At 76.0% G+C, this 20,630-nt stretch carries 11 protein-coding genes and 3 pseudogenes; 12 read left to right on the forward strand and 2 right to left on the reverse strand.

Going from position 1 to position 20,630, the window contains the following annotated elements:
• Nucleotides 1-133: 133 nt before the first annotated feature.
• Nucleotides 134-478, reverse strand: coding sequence for a hypothetical protein (locus K353_RS30755; protein WP_111556788.1), 345 nt, complete (start codon nucleotides 476-478; stop codon nucleotides 134-136).
• A 511-nt stretch (nucleotides 479-989) separates the two neighbouring features.
• Here K353_RS30755 and K353_RS30760 point away from each other — a divergent pair.
• The 11 genes and pseudogenes from K353_RS30760 (at nucleotide 990) to K353_RS30805 (ending at nucleotide 18,818) form a co-directional block, all read left to right on the forward strand.
• On the forward strand, nucleotides 990-2,318 hold the full coding sequence (locus K353_RS30760) for an MFS transporter (RefSeq protein WP_111556789.1): 1,329 nt from the start codon (nucleotides 990-992) through the stop codon (nucleotides 2,316-2,318).
• Between the two features lie 51 nt (nucleotides 2,319-2,369).
• Nucleotides 2,370-3,659: a non-ribosomal peptide synthetase gene (locus K353_RS30765; RefSeq protein ID WP_111556790.1), complete on the forward strand. Its 1,290-nt coding sequence runs from the start codon at nucleotides 2,370-2,372 to the stop codon at nucleotides 3,657-3,659.
• Nucleotides 3,660-3,723: 64 nt separating this feature from the next.
• Nucleotides 3,724-6,843, forward strand: coding sequence for a non-ribosomal peptide synthetase (locus tag K353_RS30770; protein ID WP_111556791.1), 3,120 nt, complete (start codon nucleotides 3,724-3,726; stop codon nucleotides 6,841-6,843).
• On the forward strand, nucleotides 6,843-8,012 hold the full coding sequence (locus K353_RS37015) for an acyl-CoA dehydrogenase family protein (protein WP_111556792.1): 1,170 nt from the start codon (nucleotides 6,843-6,845) through the stop codon (nucleotides 8,010-8,012). The genes K353_RS30770 and K353_RS37015 overlap by 1 nt, the downstream gene beginning before the upstream one ends.
• A gap of 27 nt (nucleotides 8,013-8,039) precedes the next feature.
• Complete coding sequence (locus K353_RS30780) at nucleotides 8,040-9,911, forward strand: non-ribosomal peptide synthetase (protein ID WP_111556793.1); 1,872 nt, start codon at nucleotides 8,040-8,042, stop codon at nucleotides 9,909-9,911.
• A 57-nt stretch (nucleotides 9,912-9,968) separates the two neighbouring features.
• Entirely contained in the window at nucleotides 9,969-11,777 is a 1,809-nt protein-coding gene (locus K353_RS30785) for a non-ribosomal peptide synthetase (RefSeq protein WP_111556794.1), read from the forward strand.
• Nucleotides 11,774-14,626, forward strand: a complete 2,853-nt coding sequence (locus K353_RS30790; RefSeq protein WP_111556795.1) for a condensation domain-containing protein — start codon at nucleotides 11,774-11,776, stop codon at nucleotides 14,624-14,626. The genes K353_RS30785 and K353_RS30790 overlap by 4 nt, the downstream gene beginning before the upstream one ends.
• Before the next feature lie 178 nt (nucleotides 14,627-14,804).
• Nucleotides 14,805-15,448, forward strand: a pseudogene (locus K353_RS30795) (pyridine nucleotide-disulfide oxidoreductase); the annotation flags it as partial.
• A 317-nt stretch (nucleotides 15,449-15,765) separates the two neighbouring features.
• Nucleotides 15,766-15,957, forward strand: a pseudogene (locus tag K353_RS36225) (helix-turn-helix domain-containing protein); the annotation flags it as partial.
• A gap of 263 nt (nucleotides 15,958-16,220) precedes the next feature.
• Nucleotides 16,221-16,868, forward strand: coding sequence for an IS630 family transposase (locus K353_RS36230; RefSeq protein WP_233533937.1), 648 nt, complete (start codon nucleotides 16,221-16,223; stop codon nucleotides 16,866-16,868).
• Nucleotides 16,869-17,369: 501 nt separating this feature from the next.
• A complete protein-coding gene (locus K353_RS30805) occupies nucleotides 17,370-18,818 on the forward strand; it encodes an FAD-binding oxidoreductase (RefSeq protein ID WP_111556796.1) in 1,449 nt (482 codons plus the stop codon).
• 83 nt (nucleotides 18,819-18,901) lie between these two features.
• Here the strand turns inward: K353_RS30805 and K353_RS30810 are convergent.
• Nucleotides 18,902-19,191, reverse strand: a pseudogene (locus K353_RS30810) (transposase family protein); the annotation flags it as partial.
• A gap of 890 nt (nucleotides 19,192-20,081) precedes the next feature.
• On the opposite strand from K353_RS30810, the gene K353_RS30815 reads away from it, so the two are divergent.
• Nucleotides 20,082-20,630, forward strand: a 549-nt coding sequence (locus K353_RS30815) for a transposase family protein (protein ID WP_111556797.1), incomplete at its 3' end; no start/stop codon positions are given.

Genomic DNA, 20,630 nt, shown 5'->3' on the forward strand with positions numbered 1-20,630 from the left:
CTGCCGGAGAAGGTGCTCGGCGGCGGGCGGTGCCGGCGATCGGCTCGGCGGCTTCCTTCGCCGCGGCGGGGGTGGGGTGGCGGTGGGCGCGGCGCTGCTCGGCGGCGTAGGCACGATCGGATTCGGCCTCGGCCTACGGGGAGTGGGCCGACTGCCGCAGCGCCTCGACGCGGTAGTCGGCGAGCGCGGCCGCGGCCACGGTCTGGTCGGAGGCGAACGCTTCGGCCCGGGTCGCGCCCGGCGGGCGTGCCGCCATCACCTCGGCGTTCACCCGGGCCACGACGGCCCGCACGTCGGCCGGGTCGTTCAGGTGGGAGGTTCCGGCCGAGGCTGCGTTCACGGCCTCCACGAACGTCGCCTTCGCCGCCCGGGCACTCTCGCACGTCGGGCACAGCCCGCCTACCTGCGGCGTTCCGCAGTCCTCGCACGGCAGCGCCCGGCGGGCCATGGCGGCCGCGGTGGCCTGCTCGGCCTGCATGCCTGGCGCTCCCGCGCCAGCTGGTGATGCTGGGCGGCGTGCCAGTCGGCTGCGGCCTGCTGCTCGGCGCGCCGCACCGCGTGGCGGCACAGCCGGTCCTCGACCGCCTCCCGGCGCGGGCCGGACCGGCGGCCGTGACGAGCCCGTGACGGTACGGCGGGCGACCCGATACCTCCCGCACCGGGCCGGAACGGGCGAGCCGGGAGCATGTATCACAGCGCCTCGACTAGAAGGTGAAGAAGGAACATCAATCCACTCGATCCGGCCATATATGAAGGTACTCGTCCGGTGGGCGGAAGATTTGTGTCCGAAATGCGGACAACCGGATATCGCCCGGCCGGGCTGTCACCGGCCCTGCCGCCACCGCCATGCGCGGCCCCGGGGGGCGTGCGGGCGTCCGAATGTCGATCAGCGGGTCCGGACGGTGGCCGTCGGGACGCGACCCCGCGAGAAGTCCGGAATCCTCTGCTGCGGTTGCCCGGAATAGCTTCCTTCATCGACAGTCGAACAGATGAACATCATTCAGCGCCTGGGCCGGGCACCGCTCTTGGGGCATCGGGACTTCCGCCTGCTGCTGTCCGGCGCGGCCACCAGCCAGTTCGGCAGCCAGGTCACCCTGGTCGCCCTGCCGCTGGTCGCCGTCCTGGAACTGGACGCCTCGCCGTTCCAGGTCGGCCTGCTCACCGCTGCCGAGACGGCCGCGTTCCTGCTGGTCGGCCTGCCGGCCGGCGCGTGGCTGGATAGGGTCCGCCGGCTGCCGGTGCTGATCCGCGCCGACCTGGCGCGCTGCCTGGCGGTGGCCTCCGTCCCGCTGGCCGCCGTCACCGACACGCTGACCACGGCCCAGCTCTACCTGGTGGCCCTGATCACCGGTGTGGCCACGGTGTTCTTCGACGTCGCGCACCAGTCCTTCCTGCCGCAGCTGCTGCCGCGCGAGCAACTGGTCGCGGGCAACGGCGCGCTGGAGACCGTGCGTTCGGTGGCGCAGGTGGGTGGCCCGGGCCTGGGCGGCGGGCTGGTCCAGCTGCTCGGCGCACCGCTGGCGATCGTCGCCGACGCCCTGGGCTACCTCGCCTCGGCGCTCTTCCTGCTCGGCCTGCGCACCCAGGAGCCGAAGCCCAAGCCGGCGCCCGGCAGCTCGCTGCGGGCGGAGATCGGCGAGGGCGTCGGCTTCGTGCTGAAGCACCCGCTGCTGCGCATGATCGCCACCGCCACCGCCGCCTCCAACCTGTTCGGCGCCCTGCTGACGGCCGTCCAGACGGTCTTCTGGGTCCGGGTGCTCGGGCTCTCCGCCGGCGCCATCGGCCTGCTGCTGTCGGTGTCCGCGCTGGGCGGCCTGGCCGGTGCCCTGTGCGCGGGGGCGCTGGCCCGGCGGGTGGGCCAGGCCCGCCTGATCTGGCTCTCCACCGTGGTCAGTTCACCGTTCGCGGTGCTCTGGCCGCTCTCCGGCCGGGGCGCGGGGGTGCTGCTGTTCGGGGTGGCTTCGGCCGTGGTGCTGTTCGGCGCGGTGGTGTACAACGTGGCCCAGGTGAGCTTCCGTCAGGTCATCTGCCCGCCCGAGCTGCTGGGCCGGATGAACGCCACCATGCGCTTCCTGGTCTGGGGGACCATGCCGCTGGGCGCGCTGGCCGGTGGCGCCCTGGCCACCGCGGCCGGACCCCGCGCCGCCCTGTGGGTGTGCGCCGCGGGCTTCCTCGCCGTGCCGCTGCCCCTGCTGCTGTCGCCGCTGCGCGGCCTGCGGGACCTGCCCGCGGACGGCCCCCACGCCCACGACACCGCCGACGCCGATCCCGGCCCCGACGTCACGCCGGAGAGCGAGACCGCCCCCGCCACGGGCTGACCGGCCCGCCGACCACCCGAACCGTTCGAACCACCGACCGGAGATCCGACCGTGTCCTCCAGCATCACCACTGCCTACCTCGCCCGCTACCGCTCGGTGGCGGCCGGCTCGGCCGAGCTGCTGCCGGTGACCGGCGCCCAGCGGCGCTTCCTGCTCGCCCGCCGACTCGATCCGCTGGGCCGGCCCGATCTGGTCCCCCTGTTCTTCACCTTCCCGCACGGGTCCGTCGACCTTGCCGTGCTGCGGGCGGCCGCGCTCCGGCTCGCCGCCCACCACCCGGCGCTGCGCGGCCGGTTCGCCTCGCTGCGCGGCACGCCGGTGCTGCGCCTGGGGCCGGCGCAGGCCGAGGTCCGCCGGGTCACCGCCGCGCCGGGCGGGAGTGCCGCCGACGCGCTGCGGCGCGAGCTGCTCGCGCTGCCGGCGGACGGCCCCGCGCTGCGGCTGCTGCTGGCCGACGGCCCCGCGGACGAGGAGGAGCTGCTCGCGGTGGTCCTGGACCACGCGGCCTGCGACGAGCAGTCGCTCGGCATCGTCACCGCAGGCCTGAGCGCGGCCTACCAGGGCGAGCGGCCGGCGGGCGACGGGAGCGAGCAGGAACGCACCGAGGCCTACCGCGAGGCCGTCGAGCTGCAACTCGCCGCCGAGGCGGCCGCCTCCGACGAGCGCGGCCGCGCGCACTGGGCCGCCCGGCTCGGCGGGCTGCGCTCCGAGCCGCCGGCGCCACCGGCCGCCGAACCGTCCACCGGTATGCTGACCCACCGCCTGCCCGCCGCCAACGGAGCGGCCCGCGGCGCGGTCTTCCCCGCCCTGCTGGACGCCGTCTCGGCCGCCGCCCGCGGCCTGCGCGGCCCCGGCGCCGCCACCCCGGCACTCGGCTACCCGTGGGGCGGGCGCCCGCCCGCGGCCGCCCCGGTGCTGGGGTGCTTCCTGAACACCCTGGTCCATCCGGCCGCTCCCGGCCCCGCCGCGCTGGACGAGCTCAGCGGCGCCTGGTGGGACGACCTGGACCACGCCGACCTGCCGTTCGACGAGGTCGTGCACGCGGCCCGCACCGCCGGCGCGCGCTGGACCGGCGCGCTGGACGGCCTGCTCACCTTCGAGGACCTGGACCGGCGCCCGCCGCTGCGGCTCGGCGCGGCCGCCGGCCGCGAGACCCACCTGTCCGGGCGCCCGCTCGCGGCCCCGTTCGCCGTCTCCGCCTCGCACGGCCAGGACCTGCTGGTCAGGTTCGCCTGGGACCGCCGCCTGCGGCCCGAACCGGCCGCCGCCGAGGCCTTCGACACCCTGCTCGCCACCCTCCGGCACCACCTGGGGGCCACCGCCCCCGCCGCCGGAGCCTGACCCCGGGCCACCGGCCGCGGCCCCGAACCCGTACGACTCCCGCCACAAGCAAGGGGAACCACCCATGTTCGCTCTCTCCTCCTCGCAGGAGATCGTCTGGCTGCACGAGCAGTTGCAGCCCGGCAGCCGCGCCTACAACTTCACCGCCGCCCTGGACCTGTGGGGCACGCTCGACCGGGACGCCCTGCGCGCCGGCCTCGCCGCGGTCATCGCCCACCACCCCGGGCTGCGCCTGGAGCTGGTCGCCCGCGAGGGCGGGCTGCCCGGCCAGCGCGTCCGGATCGACGCCGTACCGCGGCTGCGCAGCAGCGACCTGTCCGGCGAGAGCGACCCGGAGGCCGCCTTCCAGGACCTGCTGCGGGCCGAGGCCGAGGAGCCGCTGGACACCGAGGAGGCGCCGCTGCTGCGCTGGCACCTGGTCCGGATCGGCGAGCGGCACCACCGCCTGGTCCACGTCGAGCACCACCTGATCCACGACGGCCACTCGTTCGCGATCCTGCTGCGCGACCTGTTCACCGTCTACCGCGCCGAGGTGCTCGGCAGCACGGCCGAGCTGCCGGCCGCCCCCTCGTACGAGGAGCACGCACGCTCCTCCGCCGGGGTCGACCGGTCCGCCAGCCTGGCGTTCTGGCAGGACGAGCTGCGGGACGCGCCGCTCACCCTGACCCTGCCCGGCCTGGCCCGGCCGGGCGCGACCCGGGCGCACCGCGGCGGCCAGCTGCGGCAGTCGATCGGCGCCGACCTCGCCGAGCGGCTGCGCGAGCGCAGCCGGACCGACGGGCACACCCCGTTCTCCACCCTGCTCACGCTCTTCGCCGAGCTGCTGCGCCGCCACAGCGGGCACCGCGAACTGGTGGTCGGCACCGCCGTCGGCAACCGCCCGGTGAGGTACGAGGGCACGGTCGGCATGTTCGTGAACACCGTGCCGCTGCGGCTGCGGCTGGACCCGGCCGCGCCCGGCACCGACGCCGTGGACGAGGTGACCGACACCCTGCTCCGCGCGTTGCCCCACCAGGACGTGCCCGTCCAGGAGTTGACCCGCGAGCTGGGCCTGCACACCAGCGGCGCCGACAACCCGCTGTTCAGCGTGATGTTCAGCGCGCACGACGCCACGCTCCCGGTGGTCGAGGCACCCGACCTGGAGGTGTCGCTCTACGAGGGGTTCAACACCGGCACCACCCGCTTCGACCTGGACCTGGTGCTGCTGCCGGACGACCGCCGGGTGGTCGGCGAGCGGCACGGCGCCGCCGGGATGACCATGGTCTGGGACTACGACGAGGACGTGTTCGGCCGGGAGGTCGCCGAGCTGCTCGCCGGTCGCCTGCTCGACCTGCTGGGCGCCTACCTGGACCGCCCGCAGGCCGAGCTGGCCGACCTCGCGGTGCCCGCCGCGCCGGCCGCCCCGGTCGGGGCCGGGCCGGTCGCACCGGACCTCGCGGTGCTCGACCCGCTGGCGGGCCGGGACCCGGCACAGCCGGCCGTGATCGCCGGCGCCGAGCGGCTGAGCTACGGCGAGCTGGACCGCCGGGTGGCCGAGCTGGTCGAACGGATGCGCGCGGCCGGGGTGACGGCCGGCCGACCGGTGGCCGCGGTGCTGCCGCGCGGGGTGGACAGCGTGGTCGCCCTGCTCGCCTGCCTGCGGCTGGAGGCGGTGTACGCACCGCTCTCCCCGGAGGACCCGGCGGCCCGGCTCGCCCTGCTGCTGGACCGGCTCGCCCCGGCCCTGGTGCTGGCCACCCGGCAGAGCGCGCTGGCACTGCCCGCCGAGGGCCGCGCCCCCGCGCTGCTGAACGGCCCCGCGTTCCCGAAGGCCGAGCCCGCCGCGGAGCTGCCCGGCGCCGCGTACGTGATCCACACCTCCGGCTCGACCGGCGTGCCCAAGCCCGTCCTGGTCGGCCGGGCCGCGCTGGCCGGCTACGTGGGCGCGCTGGCGCAGCGGTACGGCCTCGGGGTCCAGGACCGGGTGCTGCTGTTCGCCCGGCCGTCCTTCGACGTGGCGCTGGAGGAGGTGCTCCCCTCGCTGGCCGCCGGTGCCTGCCTGGTGCTGCCGCAGCGCGAGGTGCCGACCGGCCCTGAGCTGGTGGCGGTGCTGGCCGCCCGTCAGGTGAGCGTCGCCAACCTACCGACCAGCTACTTCCTGGCCGTCCGCGAGGAGCTGCGCGAGGCGCTGCGGGACGGGCGCTGGGCGCCCCGGCTACTGGTGCTGGGCGGCGAGCGGCTGCCCGCCGCGGCGCTGCGCGGCCTGGCCGAGGACACCACCGCGACCATGCTGAACGCGTACGGCGTGACCGAGGCGACGGTCACCTCGACGGTGCACGGGATCACCGCGTCCGACCTGGCCGACGGGGCCGAGATCCCGCTCGGCGCGGAGCTGCCCGGCACCCGGGTGCACGTGCTGGACGAGGGTCTGCGCCCGCTGCCGGCCGGCGCGATCGGCGAACTCGCCGTCGGCGGCGGCTCGCTGGCCGAGGGATACCTCGGGCTGGAACGGGTCACGGCGGAGCGGTTCGTCACGCCGCAGGCGCTCGGCGGGGAGCGGGTGTACCGGACGGGTGACCGCGGCTACCGCGACCTCCAGGGCAGGCTGTGGTTCCTGGGCCGTCGGGACAACCAGGTCAAGCTGCGCGGGTACCGGATCGAGCTGGAGGAGATCGAAACCGCGGCCTCGGCCGAACTGGCCGGCCGCTCCTGCGCGGTGGTGCTGGACCGCGAGGGGCCCGGCGGCCCCCGCCTGGTCGGCTTCCTGGAGGGCACCGAGCAGCCCGACCAGGCCGCGCTGCACACGGCGCTGGCGCAGCGGCTGCCCGGCGGGCTGGTGCCCGGCCTGTGGGTGGCGCTGGAGTCGATGCCCACCCTGCCGGGCGGCAAGCCCGACCGGTCCGCGCTGGCCCGGGCCGTCGGCGAGCTGTCGGCGCCGGGCGAGGAGCCGGCCGGCGCGGGCGCCGACGCCGGCTTCACCGGGCCGGGCGAGGCGCTGGTCGCCGAGGCGTGGCGGGATGCGCTCGGCCACGACCGGTTCACCGCCGACTCGCACTTCTTCGAGGTCGGCGGGCACTCCCTGCTGGCCGCCCAGCTGGCGGCCTGGCTGGAGCCGCACCTCGGCCACCGGCCGTCCCTGCGGGTGCTGTTCCAGCACCCGGTGCTGGCCGACCAGGCCCGCGCCCTGACGGGAGGCCGGTCGTGATGTCCACCCCTTCCGCCGTCCTGGAGGACGGCCACCGCGAGCTGGTCGAGGCGTTCGAGAGCTTCGTGCGGCGCGAGCTGGTCCCGCTGGCCGCCGAGCTGCCGGAGACCGCCGACCTGCCGCCCGCCGACCTGCGGTCCTACGTGCGCAAGCGCTCGGCCGCGCTGGGCTTCTACGCCGGGGACTACCCGGAGGAGCTGGGCGGCTCCGGGATGCCGTTCACCGCGGTGGTGCTGCTGCACCACGCGGCCGGGCGCAGCGGCTGCTCGCTGGCGCCGTACGCGCTGGCCGGCTCCGACGGTCCGAGCCCGCTGCTGCGGCACGGCACGCCGGAGCAGATCGAGAAGTACCTGGTGCCGCTGGTCCGGGGCACCTCGGCGCGCTGCCTGGCGCTGACCGAGCCGCAGGCCGGCTCGGACGCCTTCCGGCTGACCACCACGGCGGTCCGGGACGGTGACGGCTGGTTGATCAGCGGCCGCAAGACCTTCGTCTCCAACGCCGACCGGGCCGACCTCGCGCTGGTGGTCACCGCCACCGACCTGGGCGAGGGTCCGAGCGCCGGGGCGACCGCGTTCGTCCTCCCGATGGACACCCCGGGACTGCGGATCGGCCAGCGTTACGAGGGCATGTCGGGCGAGCCGATGTTCGAGCTGCTGCTGGAGCGGGTCCGGGTGCCGATGGACGCCGTGATCGGTGGCGCGGAGGGGGTCGGGGCGGCGACGGCGCTGGCCATGGACAGCCTCTCGCGGGGCCGGCTGGTGGTGGCCGCGATGTGCAACGGCGTGGCCGAGTACGCGCTGCGCCTGGGCGTGGAGCACGCCCGCGAGCGGCGGGCGTTCGGCGAGCGGATCGGCAACTACCAGCACGTCCAGGAGCACCTGGTGCGCAGCCGGGCCGAGGTGGAGGCGGCCAAGCTGCTCACCCTGGCCTGCGCCCGGCTGGTGGACGAGGGCACCGAGGCGCCGGAGAACGCGGCGCTGGCGAAGCTGACCTCCTCGGAGACCGCGGTGCGGGTGGTGGACCGCTCGCTGCAGGTGCACGGGGCGACCGGCTGGGTGCGCGGGCATCCGCTGGAGTTCCTGTACCGCTACGTCCGGATGATGACGATCATCGAGGGGACCTCCGAGGTCCAGAAGGTGATCGTCGCACGGGCCATGGGCCTGGGCTGACCGCAACCACTGTTCGGAGACCACGACATGACGATCCTCGAATCCATCGAGCGCGGCCGGGACCACCGGGACTCCCCCGTGCTGGAGCTGTTCCGCGCGTGGGTGCGCCGCGCCCCGGACGCGCCCGCGCTGATCGACGGCGAGCACAGCTGGAGCTACGCCGAACTCGACCTGCTGGCCGACACGCTGGCCGGACGACTGGCCGACCGGGTGCGCCCCGGCGACCTGGTCGGCGTCTGCCTCGACCATTCGGCGGCGCTGGTGGCCGCCACCCTGGCGGTGGCCCGGCTGGGCGCCGTCCACCTGCCGCTCGGTCCGCGCCCGGGCGAGCGGCGGCTGCAGGCCGTCGCCGAGAACCTGCGGCTGACCTGCCTGATCGGCGACCCCGACCTGCTGCCGCCGGCCCACCGGGTAGCGGAGCACCGCCGGCTGGAGCTGCCGACGGCCGGGGCGACCGCCGCGGCCACCGTGGTGGCGGCGTTCGCGCCGCCGGCCGAGGGCGCGGTGGGCGCGCCCGAGGGCAGCTACTACGCGGTGCTGACCTCGGGCTCCACCGGCCTGCCGAAGGCGGTCGCGGTCGGCGAGCCCTCGCTCGGCGCGCTGCTGCACTGGTACCGGGAGCTGACCGGGCTCGGCCCCGGCGACCGGCACAGCCTGCTGATCGGGGTGGCCTTCGACCCGCACATGATGGAGCTGTGGGCCTCGCTCACCGCCGGGTCCGCGCTGTGCGTCGCCCCGGACGCGGTGCGCTGGGACCCGGGCGCGCTCACCGACTGGTGGCGGGAGGCCGGGGTCACCGTCTCGGTGCTGCCCACCCCGCTGGCCGAGCCGGTGCTGGAGCGGCCGTGGCCGCAGGGCCTGGTGCTGCGCCACCTGACGGCCGGCGGCGACCGGCTGCGCCGCCACCCGGCGCCGGAGGTGACGGCCCACCTGCACAACGCGTACGGGCCGGCCGAGGCGACCGTGGTGACCACCGTGCACTCGATGGCCCCCGGCGCGGGCGGCGAGGGGGCGCCGCCGATCGGGCTGCCGGTGCCCGGCGCCGTGCTGGTCGTCACCGACCCGGACGGGCGGCCGGTGCCGCGCGGCGAGTCGGGCGAACTCCGGGTCGGCGGACGCCCGTTGGCGCTCGGCTACCTGGACCGGGTACTGACCGGGCGGCGGTTCGTACCGGCGCCGGACGGCGTGCCCGGGGTCGGGCTGGTCTACCGCACCGGTGACCGGGTGCGGATGCGGGCGGACGGCGTCCTGGAGTTCGAGGGCCGTCTCGACGACCAGGTGAAGGTCAGCGGGGTGCGGATCGAGCCGGCCGAGGTCGAGGCCGCCTTCGAGCGCGACCCGCGGGTGCGCCGGGCGGTCGTCGCGGTGCGCCGGGACGAGGACGGTGGGGCGCGGCTGCTCGCGTTCGTCCAGGCCGCCGCGCCCACCGGCCCGGTGACCGCCGCCGGCCCGGTGACCGCCGCCGACCTGCTGCCGCAGGTCCGCGCCTGGCTGCCGCAGCAGGCGGTGCCCACCGTCGTCCGGCTGGTCGACGACTACCCGCTGGACGCCAACGGCAAGGTCGACCGAGCCGCCCTGCTGGCTGCGGAGGAGGCCGACCGGGCCGCGCAGGCCGCGGCCGACCCCGGGCCGGCCGTGCCCGACGCCGGGGACGGCGGCTCGGACACCGAGCGCACGGTGCTGCGGCTGTGCCGCAAGCTGCTGGACCGCGCCGACCTCGGCCCGCTGGACAACTTCCTCGACGCGGGCGGCAACTCGCTCGCCGCGGCCCGCCTGCTGGTCGAGCTGGAGCAGGCCTTCGGCGTCCGGCTGCGCGCGCCGCAGCTGCTGCGCCAGCCCGACCTGCGCGCCGTGGCCGCGCTGGTCGAGGCCGGCCGGCCGGCCGTCGCCGTCTCCTGACCCGCCCGCCGTACAGGGTGCCCCGGCCCCGGTCGGGGCACCCGGAAGGGACCATCCATGACCTCCCCCGTTCTCCCGCCGGGCGGTGTGCCCGCGCTGGTCGCCCACCAGGCCGGGCTGCGGCCGCAGGCGCTCGCCGTCTCGGACGGCGACACCACCCTGACCTACCGTGAACTGGTCGCCGCCGCCTCCGCCCTGGCCGCCGAGCTGACCGCCCGGGGCATCGGCCCCGGCAGCGCCGTCGGCCTGCTGGCGGCCCGCTCCACCCGGCTGGTGGTCGCCCAGCTCGCCGTCTGGTGGACCGGCGGCCACGCCGTCCCGCTCGACCCCGCGTACCCGCGGCCGCGCACCGCCGACATGCTCGCCGACGCCGGGGCCCTGCTGACCGTGGGCGACAAGGCGCTGCTCGCCGAGGCGGGCATCCCGGCCGCGCAGGCGCTCGCGCTGGACCCGAACGGGCTGCCGCAGGCCGCCACCACCGCGCCGCACCTCCCACCCGACGGCGAGCATGCGCTCGCCCTGGTGATGTACACCTCCGGCTCCACCGGCCGCCCCAAGGGCGTGCAGGTCACCCACCGGGCCATCACCGACCTGGTCACCGCGCCGGACGCGGTGGTGCTCGGGCCGGGCGACCGGGTGCTGTTCCACTCGCCGTCCACCTTCGACGCGGCCACCTTCGAGATCTGGTCGCCGCTGGCCGTCGGCGCGGCCGTGGTGGTCTCGCCCGCCGAGCGCCCGACCGCCGAGGACCTGACCCGCGACGTGGAGCGGTTCGGCGTCACCGCCGCCTTCCTGACCACGGCGCTGTTCCACCAGCTGGCCGCCCGCCGCTCGCGGATCTTCGGGGTGCTGCGCACCCTGCTGGTCGGCGGCGAGGCGCTCTCCCCCGAGCACGCCGGGACGGTGCTGCGGGCCTTCCCCTGGCTCGACCTGGTGAACGTCTACGGGCCCACCGAGGCCACCACCTTCACCACCCTGCACCGGGTGCGCGAGGCCGACTGCGCGGGGCCGGTGCCGATCGGCCGCCCGTTCGGCGGGGCCCGGGTGCGGGTGCTGGACGAGCAGTTCGAGCCGGTGCCGCAGGGCGGCCGCGGCGAACTGTGGATCGGCGGCGCCCGGCTGACCCCGGGCTACCTGGGGCAGCCCGGCCTGACCGCCGAGCGGTTCCGGGAGATCCCCGGCGCCGGGCGGATGTACCGCAGCGGCGACCTGGTCTCGGCCCGGCCCGACGGCGCGCTGGACTTCCACGGGCGCGCCGACGACCAGGTCAAGGTCCGCGGTTTCCGGATCGAGCCGGGCGAGGTCGAGCACGCCCTGCGGCAGCACCCGGAGGTCTCCGAGGTTGCCGTGGTGGTCCGCCGGGCCGGCGCCGAGGACGCCGCGCTGACGGCCTTCGTGGTGCCCGCCGAGGGCCACCGGCCCACCGGCGAGGCCTTGCGCGGCCACCTGGCCGAGCGGCTGCCCGCCCACCTGGTGCCCACCGGCTGGGCCGTGCTGGCCGCCCTCCCGCTGACCGGCACCGGCAAGGTCGACCGCCGGGCCCTCGCCGACACCGACCCGGCGGACGGCGACACCACCCCGGCCCGGCCCGCGGACGGTGACACGCTGACCCCGCTCCAGCAGGAGGTGGCGGCGGCCTGGGCCCGAGCGCTCGGCCACCCGGTCGAGCGGGCGGACGCCGACTTCCTGGCCGAGGGCGGCCACTCGCTGATGGCCATGTGGGTGGTCGACGACCTGCGCGAGGACCTGGGCGTCGACCTCTCGCTGGCGCAGTTCTTCACCCACCCCACCGTCGCCGCCCAGGCCGAACTGGTCGAACGGGCCCTGCTCGCCGCCCACGGCGAGCCCACCGAGGAGCAGCGATGACCGCCGCCACCGACCCGGCCCGGCAGGCCGAACTGCTCCTGCTGGCCAAGCGGCGCTCCGCCGCCGCCCGCCCCGCCGGACCGCGCCCCGGCGGGCGTCCCAGCCCGGCGCCGCTCTCGCACGCCCAGCACCGGATGTGGCTGACGGAGCGGCTCGGCCGGGCCGGCGCGCTGTACCACGTGCCGCTCGCCACCCGGCTGCGCGGACCGCTGGACACCGGCGCGCTCGCCGAGGCACTGACCGCCCTGACGGCCCGCCACGCGATCCTGCGCACCCGCTACGGGCAGCACGGCGAGCAGCCGTTCCAGGAGCCGGTCGCCGCGGCCCCGGTGCCCGTCCCCGTGGTGGAGGTGGCCGCCGACGCCGCCGACGGGCTGCTGCGCACCGAGGCGGCCCGCCCGTTCGACCTGGCCGCCGGCGCCGCGCTGCGCGCGCTGGTGCTGCGGCACGGACCCGAGGACCACACCCTCCTGCTCACCCTGCACCACATCGCGGTGGACGGCGGCTCGCTGCCGGTGGTCACCGAGGAGCTCGCCGCGCTGTACGCCGCCGCGCTCGCCGGCCGCCCCGCCGAGCTGCCCGAAGTCCCGCTCCAGTACGCGGACTTCGCCCGCTGGGAGCGCGGCCGGGAGGCCGAGCTGGACGCCCGGGTCGCCGAGTGGGCCGAGCTCCTCGACGGCGCCCGCCCGGTGCCGCTGCCCCGGCCTGCGGCCGGCGCCGGCCGCGACCGGACGGCCCGGCTGCACACGGCGGAGCTGCCCGCCGCGACCGTGGACGGGCTGCGCGCGCTCGGCCGACGGCACGGCGCCACGCTGTTCACCGTGGTGCTGGCCGCCGCCTTCGCCACCCTGGCCCGCGCCACCGGCGCCGGCGACCTCACGCTCGGCTGCGCCGGCGGCCAGCGCTCGCGGCCGGAGCTGCGCCGGCTGGTCGGCCTGTGCGTCAACACCCTGCCGATCCGCGCCGACCTGACCGGCGATCCGACCTTCGGCGAGCTGCTCGGCCGGGTGCGGTCGGCCCAGCTGGCGGCGCAGGGCCGGCACGAGGTGCCGTTCGACCTGGTGGTGGAGCGGCTCGGCGCCGCGGCCCGCGGGCAGGACGGCTCCCCGCTGCTCTCGGTCACCTGCGACCTGGTCGCGCCCACGGACGCGCTCGGGCTGCCGGGGACGGCGGCGCAGGCCGTCGAACTCGATCTCGGCCTGGCCAAGTTCGACCTGGGCCTGTTCCTGGAGGACGGTCCGCAGCCGCGCTGCCTGGTGCAGCACGCCGAGGGCGCGCTGAGCGGGCCGGACGGCGCGCACCTGCTGGCCGACTTCGTGGCGCTGCTCACCGCCGTGGCCGGGGACGACGGGCTGCGGCTCGACCGGCTGCCGGTCCGCGCCTGGGAGTCCGAGCACCCCGCCGTGGCGGCGCTGCTGGCCGATCCCCGGCTCGGCGAGGCCTTCGTGCTGGAGCGCGACGGGCTGCCGCCGCTGGCGTACGCGGTCGCCCGGGGCCCGTTCGGCGTCCCGGCCGCCGAGCTGCGGGCGGCGCTGCGCGCGCTGCTGCCGGCCGACCGGGTGCCGGCCGCGGTCACCCTGCTGGACGCGCTGCCCCGGACCGCCGACGGCGCCGTCGACACCGACCGGCTGCCGGGCGCCCGGCCGGCCGCGCAGGAGACGCCGACCGCCCACCGCGCGCACGAGGACACCGTCCGGACGGCCTTCGGCGAGCTGCTCGGCAGCCGGCCGGGGCCGGACGGCGACTTCTTCGTGCTGGGCGGGCACTCGCTCGTCGCCGTCCAGCTCGCCGAGCGGCTCCGGCTGCGCACCGGGCTGCCGCTGGCCGGGCTGGACGTCCTGGAGCAGCGCACCCCGCGCGCGCTGGCCGCCCTGCTGGCGGGCCGGGCGGACGAGCAGCGGGCGGCGCGGGCGCGGTGCCCCGCGGGCGCGGCGGGCGGGGGCCGGCCGGTCCGCCCGGGCACGGTGCTGGTCACCGGTGCCACCGGCGGCGTCGGCGCGGCCGTGCTGCAGGAACTGATGGCGCAGGGCCGCCCGGTGCGGGCGCTGGCCCGCCCGGAGTCCGCGCACCTGGTGGCGCTGGACGGCGTGGAGGTGGCCGAGGGCGACCTGGCCGACCTCGACAGCCTGCGCGCGGCCGCCCGTGGCGCGGACGCCGTGATCCACGCGGCCTGCACGTTCACCCGGCACGAGGTGGACGTGGCGGCCATGCGGGTGCTGGTGGAGTCCTGGCAGCGCGGCGGCTTCGTGTTCATCAGCAGCATCGACGCCTACGGCCGCCCGGTGGACGAGGAGGTGCCGGAGGGTGTGCCGGAGCAACTGCCGGTGACCGCCTACGGGCAGGCCAAGCTCGACTGCGAGCGGATCCTGCTGGCGGCGGCCGGCGACGGCGGCCGGGGCCCGGCCGCCGTGGTCCGCTCGCCGATCGTCTGGGGTCCGCACCGGCGGCTGCGCGAGCAGCTGCGCTGGGGCGCGACCGGCGACCTCTTCCAGGCCGCGCGGGCAGGGCGGGAGCTGGTGCTGCCGGACCCGGCGGCCGACGGCCGGAGCTGGTACGGCGCGTCCTGGGTGCACTCGGGCGCGCTCGCCCGGGCCGCGGTCGCCGCCCTCGACGAGCGCGGCCCGGACGCCGGCCGGGTGGTGAACGCCGTCTCCGGCCACCTGGCCTGGTCCGAGTTCGCGGCCGAGCTGGCCCGGTTGCTCGGCTCTCCGTCCGCGGTGCGGCTGGCCGCCGGCGCCGACCCGGAACTGGCCCGCCCCTGGCGCTACCGGGCCGACGCGCTGGCCGGGGCGGTGCGCGCGGAGCCAGGCGAGGACTGGCGTGCGGTGCTGGCCGCGATGGTGCGGTAGCGGACGCCACCGGCCCCGGCGGCGCGGCGCGTTCGCCGGATTCGCTCCCCCGTCCGGCCGTAGGACCGCCCTGTGGCCGCATAAGTCCGGGTGCCCTACTGCGGCACCCGGGCACCGAAGAGGGGGACGGCCGGGCCGATGGTCTCCCGGCCGAGCGCCGAGCGAGGGACTGCCCGCCATGCCTCGTCCCGTCCGGGTCGCGATCGTCGGGGCCGGCCCCGCCGGGATCTGCGCGGCCGACGCCCCGGTCAAGTCCGATCTGGCGGGCGACCCGGGCGTCTCGGTCGACCTGTTCGAGCGGATGCCCGCGCCGTTCGGCCTGATCCGCTACGGCGCGGCCCCCGACCACCCGCGGACCAAGGACATCGTCACCGCGCTGCAGCAGGTGCTCGACAAGCCGCAGGTCCGGCTGTTCGGGGACGTCGACCACCCCGGTGGCATCGGGCTGGACGACCTGCACCGGTTCTACGACGCGGTGATCTTCTCCACCGGCGCCAACGCCGATCGCGACCTGGACGTCCCGGGCATCGGGCTGGACAGCTCGTACGGCGCGGCGGACTTCGCCTCCTGGTACGACGGCCACCGGACGTCCCGCGCGACTGGCCGCTGGAGGCGGAGCGGGTCGCGGTGCCGGGCGTCGCCCTGGACGTCGCGCGGATCCTCGCCAAGACCGGCGACGAGCTGCTGAGCACCGGGATACCGCCCGACGTGCACCGGGGGCCGGCCGCCAACCGCGCTGTCGAGGTGCACGTGTTCGGCCGCCGCGGCCCCGCCCGGGCCAAGTCCAGCCCGATGGAGCTGCGCGGACTCGACCACTCGCCGGCCTCGGGGCGGCCGAGGTCGGCCCGGGCGATCGGGACCTGCGGCGGTAGCAGAAGGCCAGCTCTCGGCCCGCGAACTCCGCGGTCGGCTCCGTGTCCGGGGCGGGTGGCAGGGTGAACGTGGGCAGGCCTGCCACGTCCAGCTCCGTGTACGGGTGAAGCTCGTCGGCGCCGTGCGCGGAAGCCGACCACCAGGTCCACGCACCCGGTTCTGCGGTCCCTCGGCAGGCCGTCCGGTCCGTCCAGCGCGCAGCTGCCCACTGGGTGTGGCACAGCGCCCAGTGACCTGAGGTGGAGTGCGCCGAGGGCCGCTCCGTCATGGACGTCTCGCGCCGGCTCGCCGTCGCGCCGGACACGGTCCGCACTTGGCGTCGGCGCTTCATCGAACGGGGCTTGGACGGCCTGGGCGACGAGCCCCGCCCCGGTGTCCCGCGGAAGATCACCGACGCGGACGTCGAGCGGGTCGTCGTCAAAACCCTGGAGGAGAAGCCGAAGAACGCCACCCGCCGGTCGACGAGGTCGATGGCCGCGGCCACCGGCATGTCGCAGTCCGCGATCTCCCGGATCTGGCGCGCGTTCGCCCTGGCACCGCACCGCGCCGAGACGTCTCCGCTCAGCACCGACCCCTTGTTCATCGACAAGGTCCGCGACGTGGTCGGCCTCTACCTCGACCTGCCCGAACGTGCACTCGTGCTCCGCGTCGACGAGAAGTCCCAGGTCCAGGCCCTGGACCGCTCCCAGCCGGTGCTGCCGATGATGCCCGAGGTGCCCGGGTGCCCGAGCGCCGCAGCCACGACTGCGTTCGCTCGGGCACCACCACGCTCTTCGCGGCGCTGGACACCGCGACCGGCAAGGTCATCGGCTCGCTCCACCGCCGCCACCGCACCGCCGAGTTCAAGAAGTTCCCGGCCGAGCTCGGCCGCCAGGTCCCCGCCGACCTCGAGGTGCGCCTGATCCTGGACAACCACATCACCCACGAGGTCCCGGCGATCAAGACCTGGCTGGTCGCCCACCCCCGCTTCCACCTGCACTTCACTCCGATCGGATCGTCCTGGCTGAACCTGGTCGAGCGGTGGTTCGCCGAACTCACGCAGAAGGAGCTCCGCCGCGGCGTCCACCGCTCCGTCCAAGCCCTGGAGCGCGACATCCACACCTGGCTCGCCGACTGGAACGACCACCCCAGACCGTTCACCCGGACCGAGACCGCCGATGAAATCCTCGACGAGGTCGCCGCCCACCACCACCGGATCTCCGACCAAGGTCACCAGTTCCTGCGTCCGGGACCGAGCAGTCCACGATGGCCGTCGTCAGCTGCCCGCCGACACCGTGATCGACGCAGACCGCCTCCACGGGGCGGCGGCCCGGGCGGCCTGTTGTGGATACGACGACGAGACCGTCCTGCGCGACCAGGACACCGATGACTCGTTCTCCACCGCCGGCATCTCCCCCTCCCCCAGGCGACATCCGGGCCCCCGGTCATGCCCGACAACGAGCGCGACAACACCCCGGGGCCGTCTCCCCCGACGGGCACGGGGTCGCCTTCGTCTCCCTCCAGGGCCACACCCTCACCACCTACCTCAGCGCCACCGCTCCCGGCTCCACCCCCACCCCGCCGCCCCCAGCAGCGAGTTGGCCTCCCTGGGCGACCGGGCGTTCATCATCGGCTGGCGCCGACCCCCGCCAGAGGGAAGCTGTGCCGGATCCGGGCCCGGCGGCCTGGAACCAGCGCTGTACCGCCAGGGGTTGAAGAGGGCCGCCGGACATGGTCCGTGGGGCTGACGGCACCGCCGCTCCGGGCTCCTATAGTGGGCGCGCGCCAGGCGGATCAGCCGGACGGAGCCTCCCGATCCGCCGTCCACGGAGGTCTCGCACGATCTACGGGGCCGCTGCGCACAGGCCGACCGTCCTCAGAGAGGGTACTCATGAGCCAGTCCGTTCCCGAGCCCGTCACCCATCCCGATTTCGCCGAAGGCTTCCGGGGCGCGGTCCTGCGCCCCGGTGACACCGGCTTCGACGAGGCCAGGGCGGTCTACAACGGACGTGCGCTGGACACTCCTCCAGCGCTGATCGCCCGCTGCACCGACGCCGCCGACGTGGTGGCGGCCCTGCAGTACGCCTCGGCGCGCGACCTGCCGGTCGCCGTCCGCTCCGGCGGCCACGGCGCCGACGGCCACGCATCGCCCGGCGGCGCCCTGGTTGTGGACCTGACCGGCCTGAGGGAGATAACCGTCGACCCCGGCACCCGCACCGTACGCGCGCAGGCCGGAGTCCTGCTCGGCGAACTGGACGCGGCGACCCAGCAGTACGGACTGGTCGTACCGTCCGGCACGGTCACCACGACCGGCATCGCCGGGCTGACCCTCGGCGGCGGGATCGGCCACCTCATGCGCCGCTTCGGCGCCACCGTCGACAACCTGCTCGCCTGCGAAGTGGTCACCGTGGACGGCCGGCAGGTCCGCGCGGACGAGAGCGAGAACCGAGACCTCTTCTGGGCGCTGCGCGGCGGTGGCGGGAACTTCGGCGTGGTCACCGCCTTCGAGTTCCGGGCCCACCCCGTAGGACCCGACGTCGTCTCGGGACAGCTCATGTTCCCCGGGGAACAGGCGGCCGGGGTGCTGTCGCGACTCCACGCGCTGATGGCCGACTCACCCCGGGAGCTGGGTCTCGGGACAGTGCTCACCCTCGCGCCGCCGCTGCCGTTCCTGCCCGCCGCCATGCACGGGAGGCCGGTCCTCCTCCTACTGCCCTGTTTCACCGGCCCGGCGAACGCGGCCGGCGAGGTGATCGGCCGCCTCCGCGCCCTCGGCGAGCCCGTCCTCGACACGGTCGGGCCCACCAGCTGGGTCGAGGCGAACAGCATGCTGGACGCGATCGTCCCCTACGGCCACCGCACCGCACAACGCGGCGGCTACCTGGCCCGGTTGAGCGCACCAGTGGTGGACACCCTCATGGAGCGCCTCGCCGCAGTGCCGGACGTGCCGGGAACGGTGATCGCGGTCAACGCGTGGTCGCTGGGCGGAGCGATCTCGGAGGACGTCGACGAGGACGCCACCGCCTTCTCCCGCACAGGGGCCGCCTGGCTGTGGGAGTGCTCGGCAGTCTGGCGGGGATCGGAGCGCGACAAGGAGTTCGACGGGTGGACGGAGGGAACCCGGGCAGCCCTGAGCCCCTTCACGCTCCCGAACGCGTACACCAACCTGACCGAAGACCAGGGCGATGCCTGGCGGCGCAAAGCGTTCGGACACGAAGCCAAGTACCGGCGCCTGGCCGAGGCCAAAGCGGTCTGGGACCCACGCAACCTGCTGCGCCACAACAAGAACATCGCCCCCGCCGCCGACCGGACGGTGGAGGCGAAGGGCCCGCGGTCGTAGGCGGACGGTGAGCAGGTGGCGAGCCGGCCGGTGCGGCGGCTGCGCTGAATCGCGCCGGTCAAGGGCGGGAACCCGTTGCGGATCGCCGAGAAACGGCGGTTGCAGCCAAAGGCACCCGCACCGCAGTCCCGCACTGCAACCAGCGCGCCGTCCACGATCCACAACCAGCCGACACCCGCAGCCGGCCGGGCACCGGCGCCGGCAGCGGGCCGAGGCGCTGGACGACGCGGCACACCGTCGCCGCCGAGATGCCGAACAGCGAGGCGAACTGCCGCCTCGTCAGGTTCGCCCGGCAGTGCACCGCCACCAGCAGCGCCCACCGCGCCCACGGCGAGCACCACGGACCACCACCGGGCCCGTCGCCGCCCCGCTCCTAAGCGGTGCGGGGCCCTGCTGTGTGCCGGTGGGTGCGGCGGGAGGTGGCGATGTGACGGCTCGACGCCTCCGCCGGGCAGGTCCGTTCGCCGACCGGGCCCCTGCGGGCCGGCCACCGCCCCGGTCGCCGGGCCGGGCGCCCCGACGAGCAAGGCCCCCAGCTGTTGATCGCGGGACGTCCGGCGTATCGGTCACGGCACCCGCAGGCCTCGTCGATCGTCCACCCTGCCGTGGCCGGCCGACCGGACCCGTCCTCGGAGCGGGTCGGCGTACCGGATGCCGCCCGCCGGCTCGGCGCCGGTGCTCACGCGGGGTGCACCCGGAGCCGGCCACGCCGACCGGGGCCGACTCCGTTCGGTGACGCAGCTCGGCCGATGCCGGTCGCTGGCATGGGACGATCACCGTAGGCAGGGGCTCACCGACTCCGCTCCCGCGCGGGCGCACCACCCGGGCTCACCCCCGGCAGGACGGGCGCACCGCAGGGGCGCCCGTCCGACGGCCGGCTCCGCGCCGGGCCGAGGCGGCTGGGCGGGGGCAGGAGCGGTTCCTTTGCCGCCTCGGACGGGCGGCCGTACTCGTCGCGGGCGACGCCGACGACGCCACCGCGTCCAGATTGGTCCTCGGCAGGGTTCGCGCGCCACGAGGGGCCGTCGGCACACGACACCCGAGCGCGTGCTCGCCGACAAGAGCTGTTCGAGCGGTTTCAGCCCTGGCTTGGTCAACCCCTAGGAGCTGTCCGGCCGAACACCGTCAACGGACACTGAGCCTTTTCAGGGCGGCCACCGAACGGGTGATGGTCGAGCGGTGGGGATGAGGGCAGAACGAACGAGGCTCCCGGGCTGTTGAGCGAGATGTCTTACGTCTCAAGCAGCCAGCCAGGAAGCCTCGTTGGTCACTTATCCTGCCGCACTGGACCTGCCGCACGCGCTCGTCGAGTGGGTCACCATGCTCATGGTCACCCGCGAGGGTGACCGCCGCTGCAAACTCCCTCCCTCGCAACGCGCCTTGGTCGCGCTGGTGTACCTGCGCAGGCACGACACCCTCGCGCAGATCGCGGCCGGCTTCCGGACCAGCGTCGGCACCGCCCACGCCTATGTCCACCAGGTCACTGACCTGCTGGCCCGGAAGGCGCCCGGCCTGACCCGGGCCCTGCGCGACGCCGATGTGGAGTACGTCCTGGTCAATGGCACCCCCGCCGAGTGCCACTGCGTCGGCGACGGCCGCGCCGACTACTTGGGAAAGCACCGCCGCCACGGCGTGGACCACCAGGTCATCACCGGTCCGACAGGCAAACTCGTGTGGATCTCCCGCGTCCTGCCCGGCCGCACCCACGACCTGACCGCCGCCCGTACTCACCGCATCGTGAAGACATGCGTCCGACTCCGCATCCCAGCCCTGGCCGACATGGCGTACACCGGCGCCGGCGGCACCTTCGCC

The sequence above is a fragment of the Kitasatospora sp. SolWspMP-SS2h genome, assembly GCF_003259315.1.
Taxonomy (GTDB): domain Bacteria; phylum Actinomycetota; class Actinomycetes; order Streptomycetales; family Streptomycetaceae; genus Kitasatospora; species Kitasatospora fiedleri.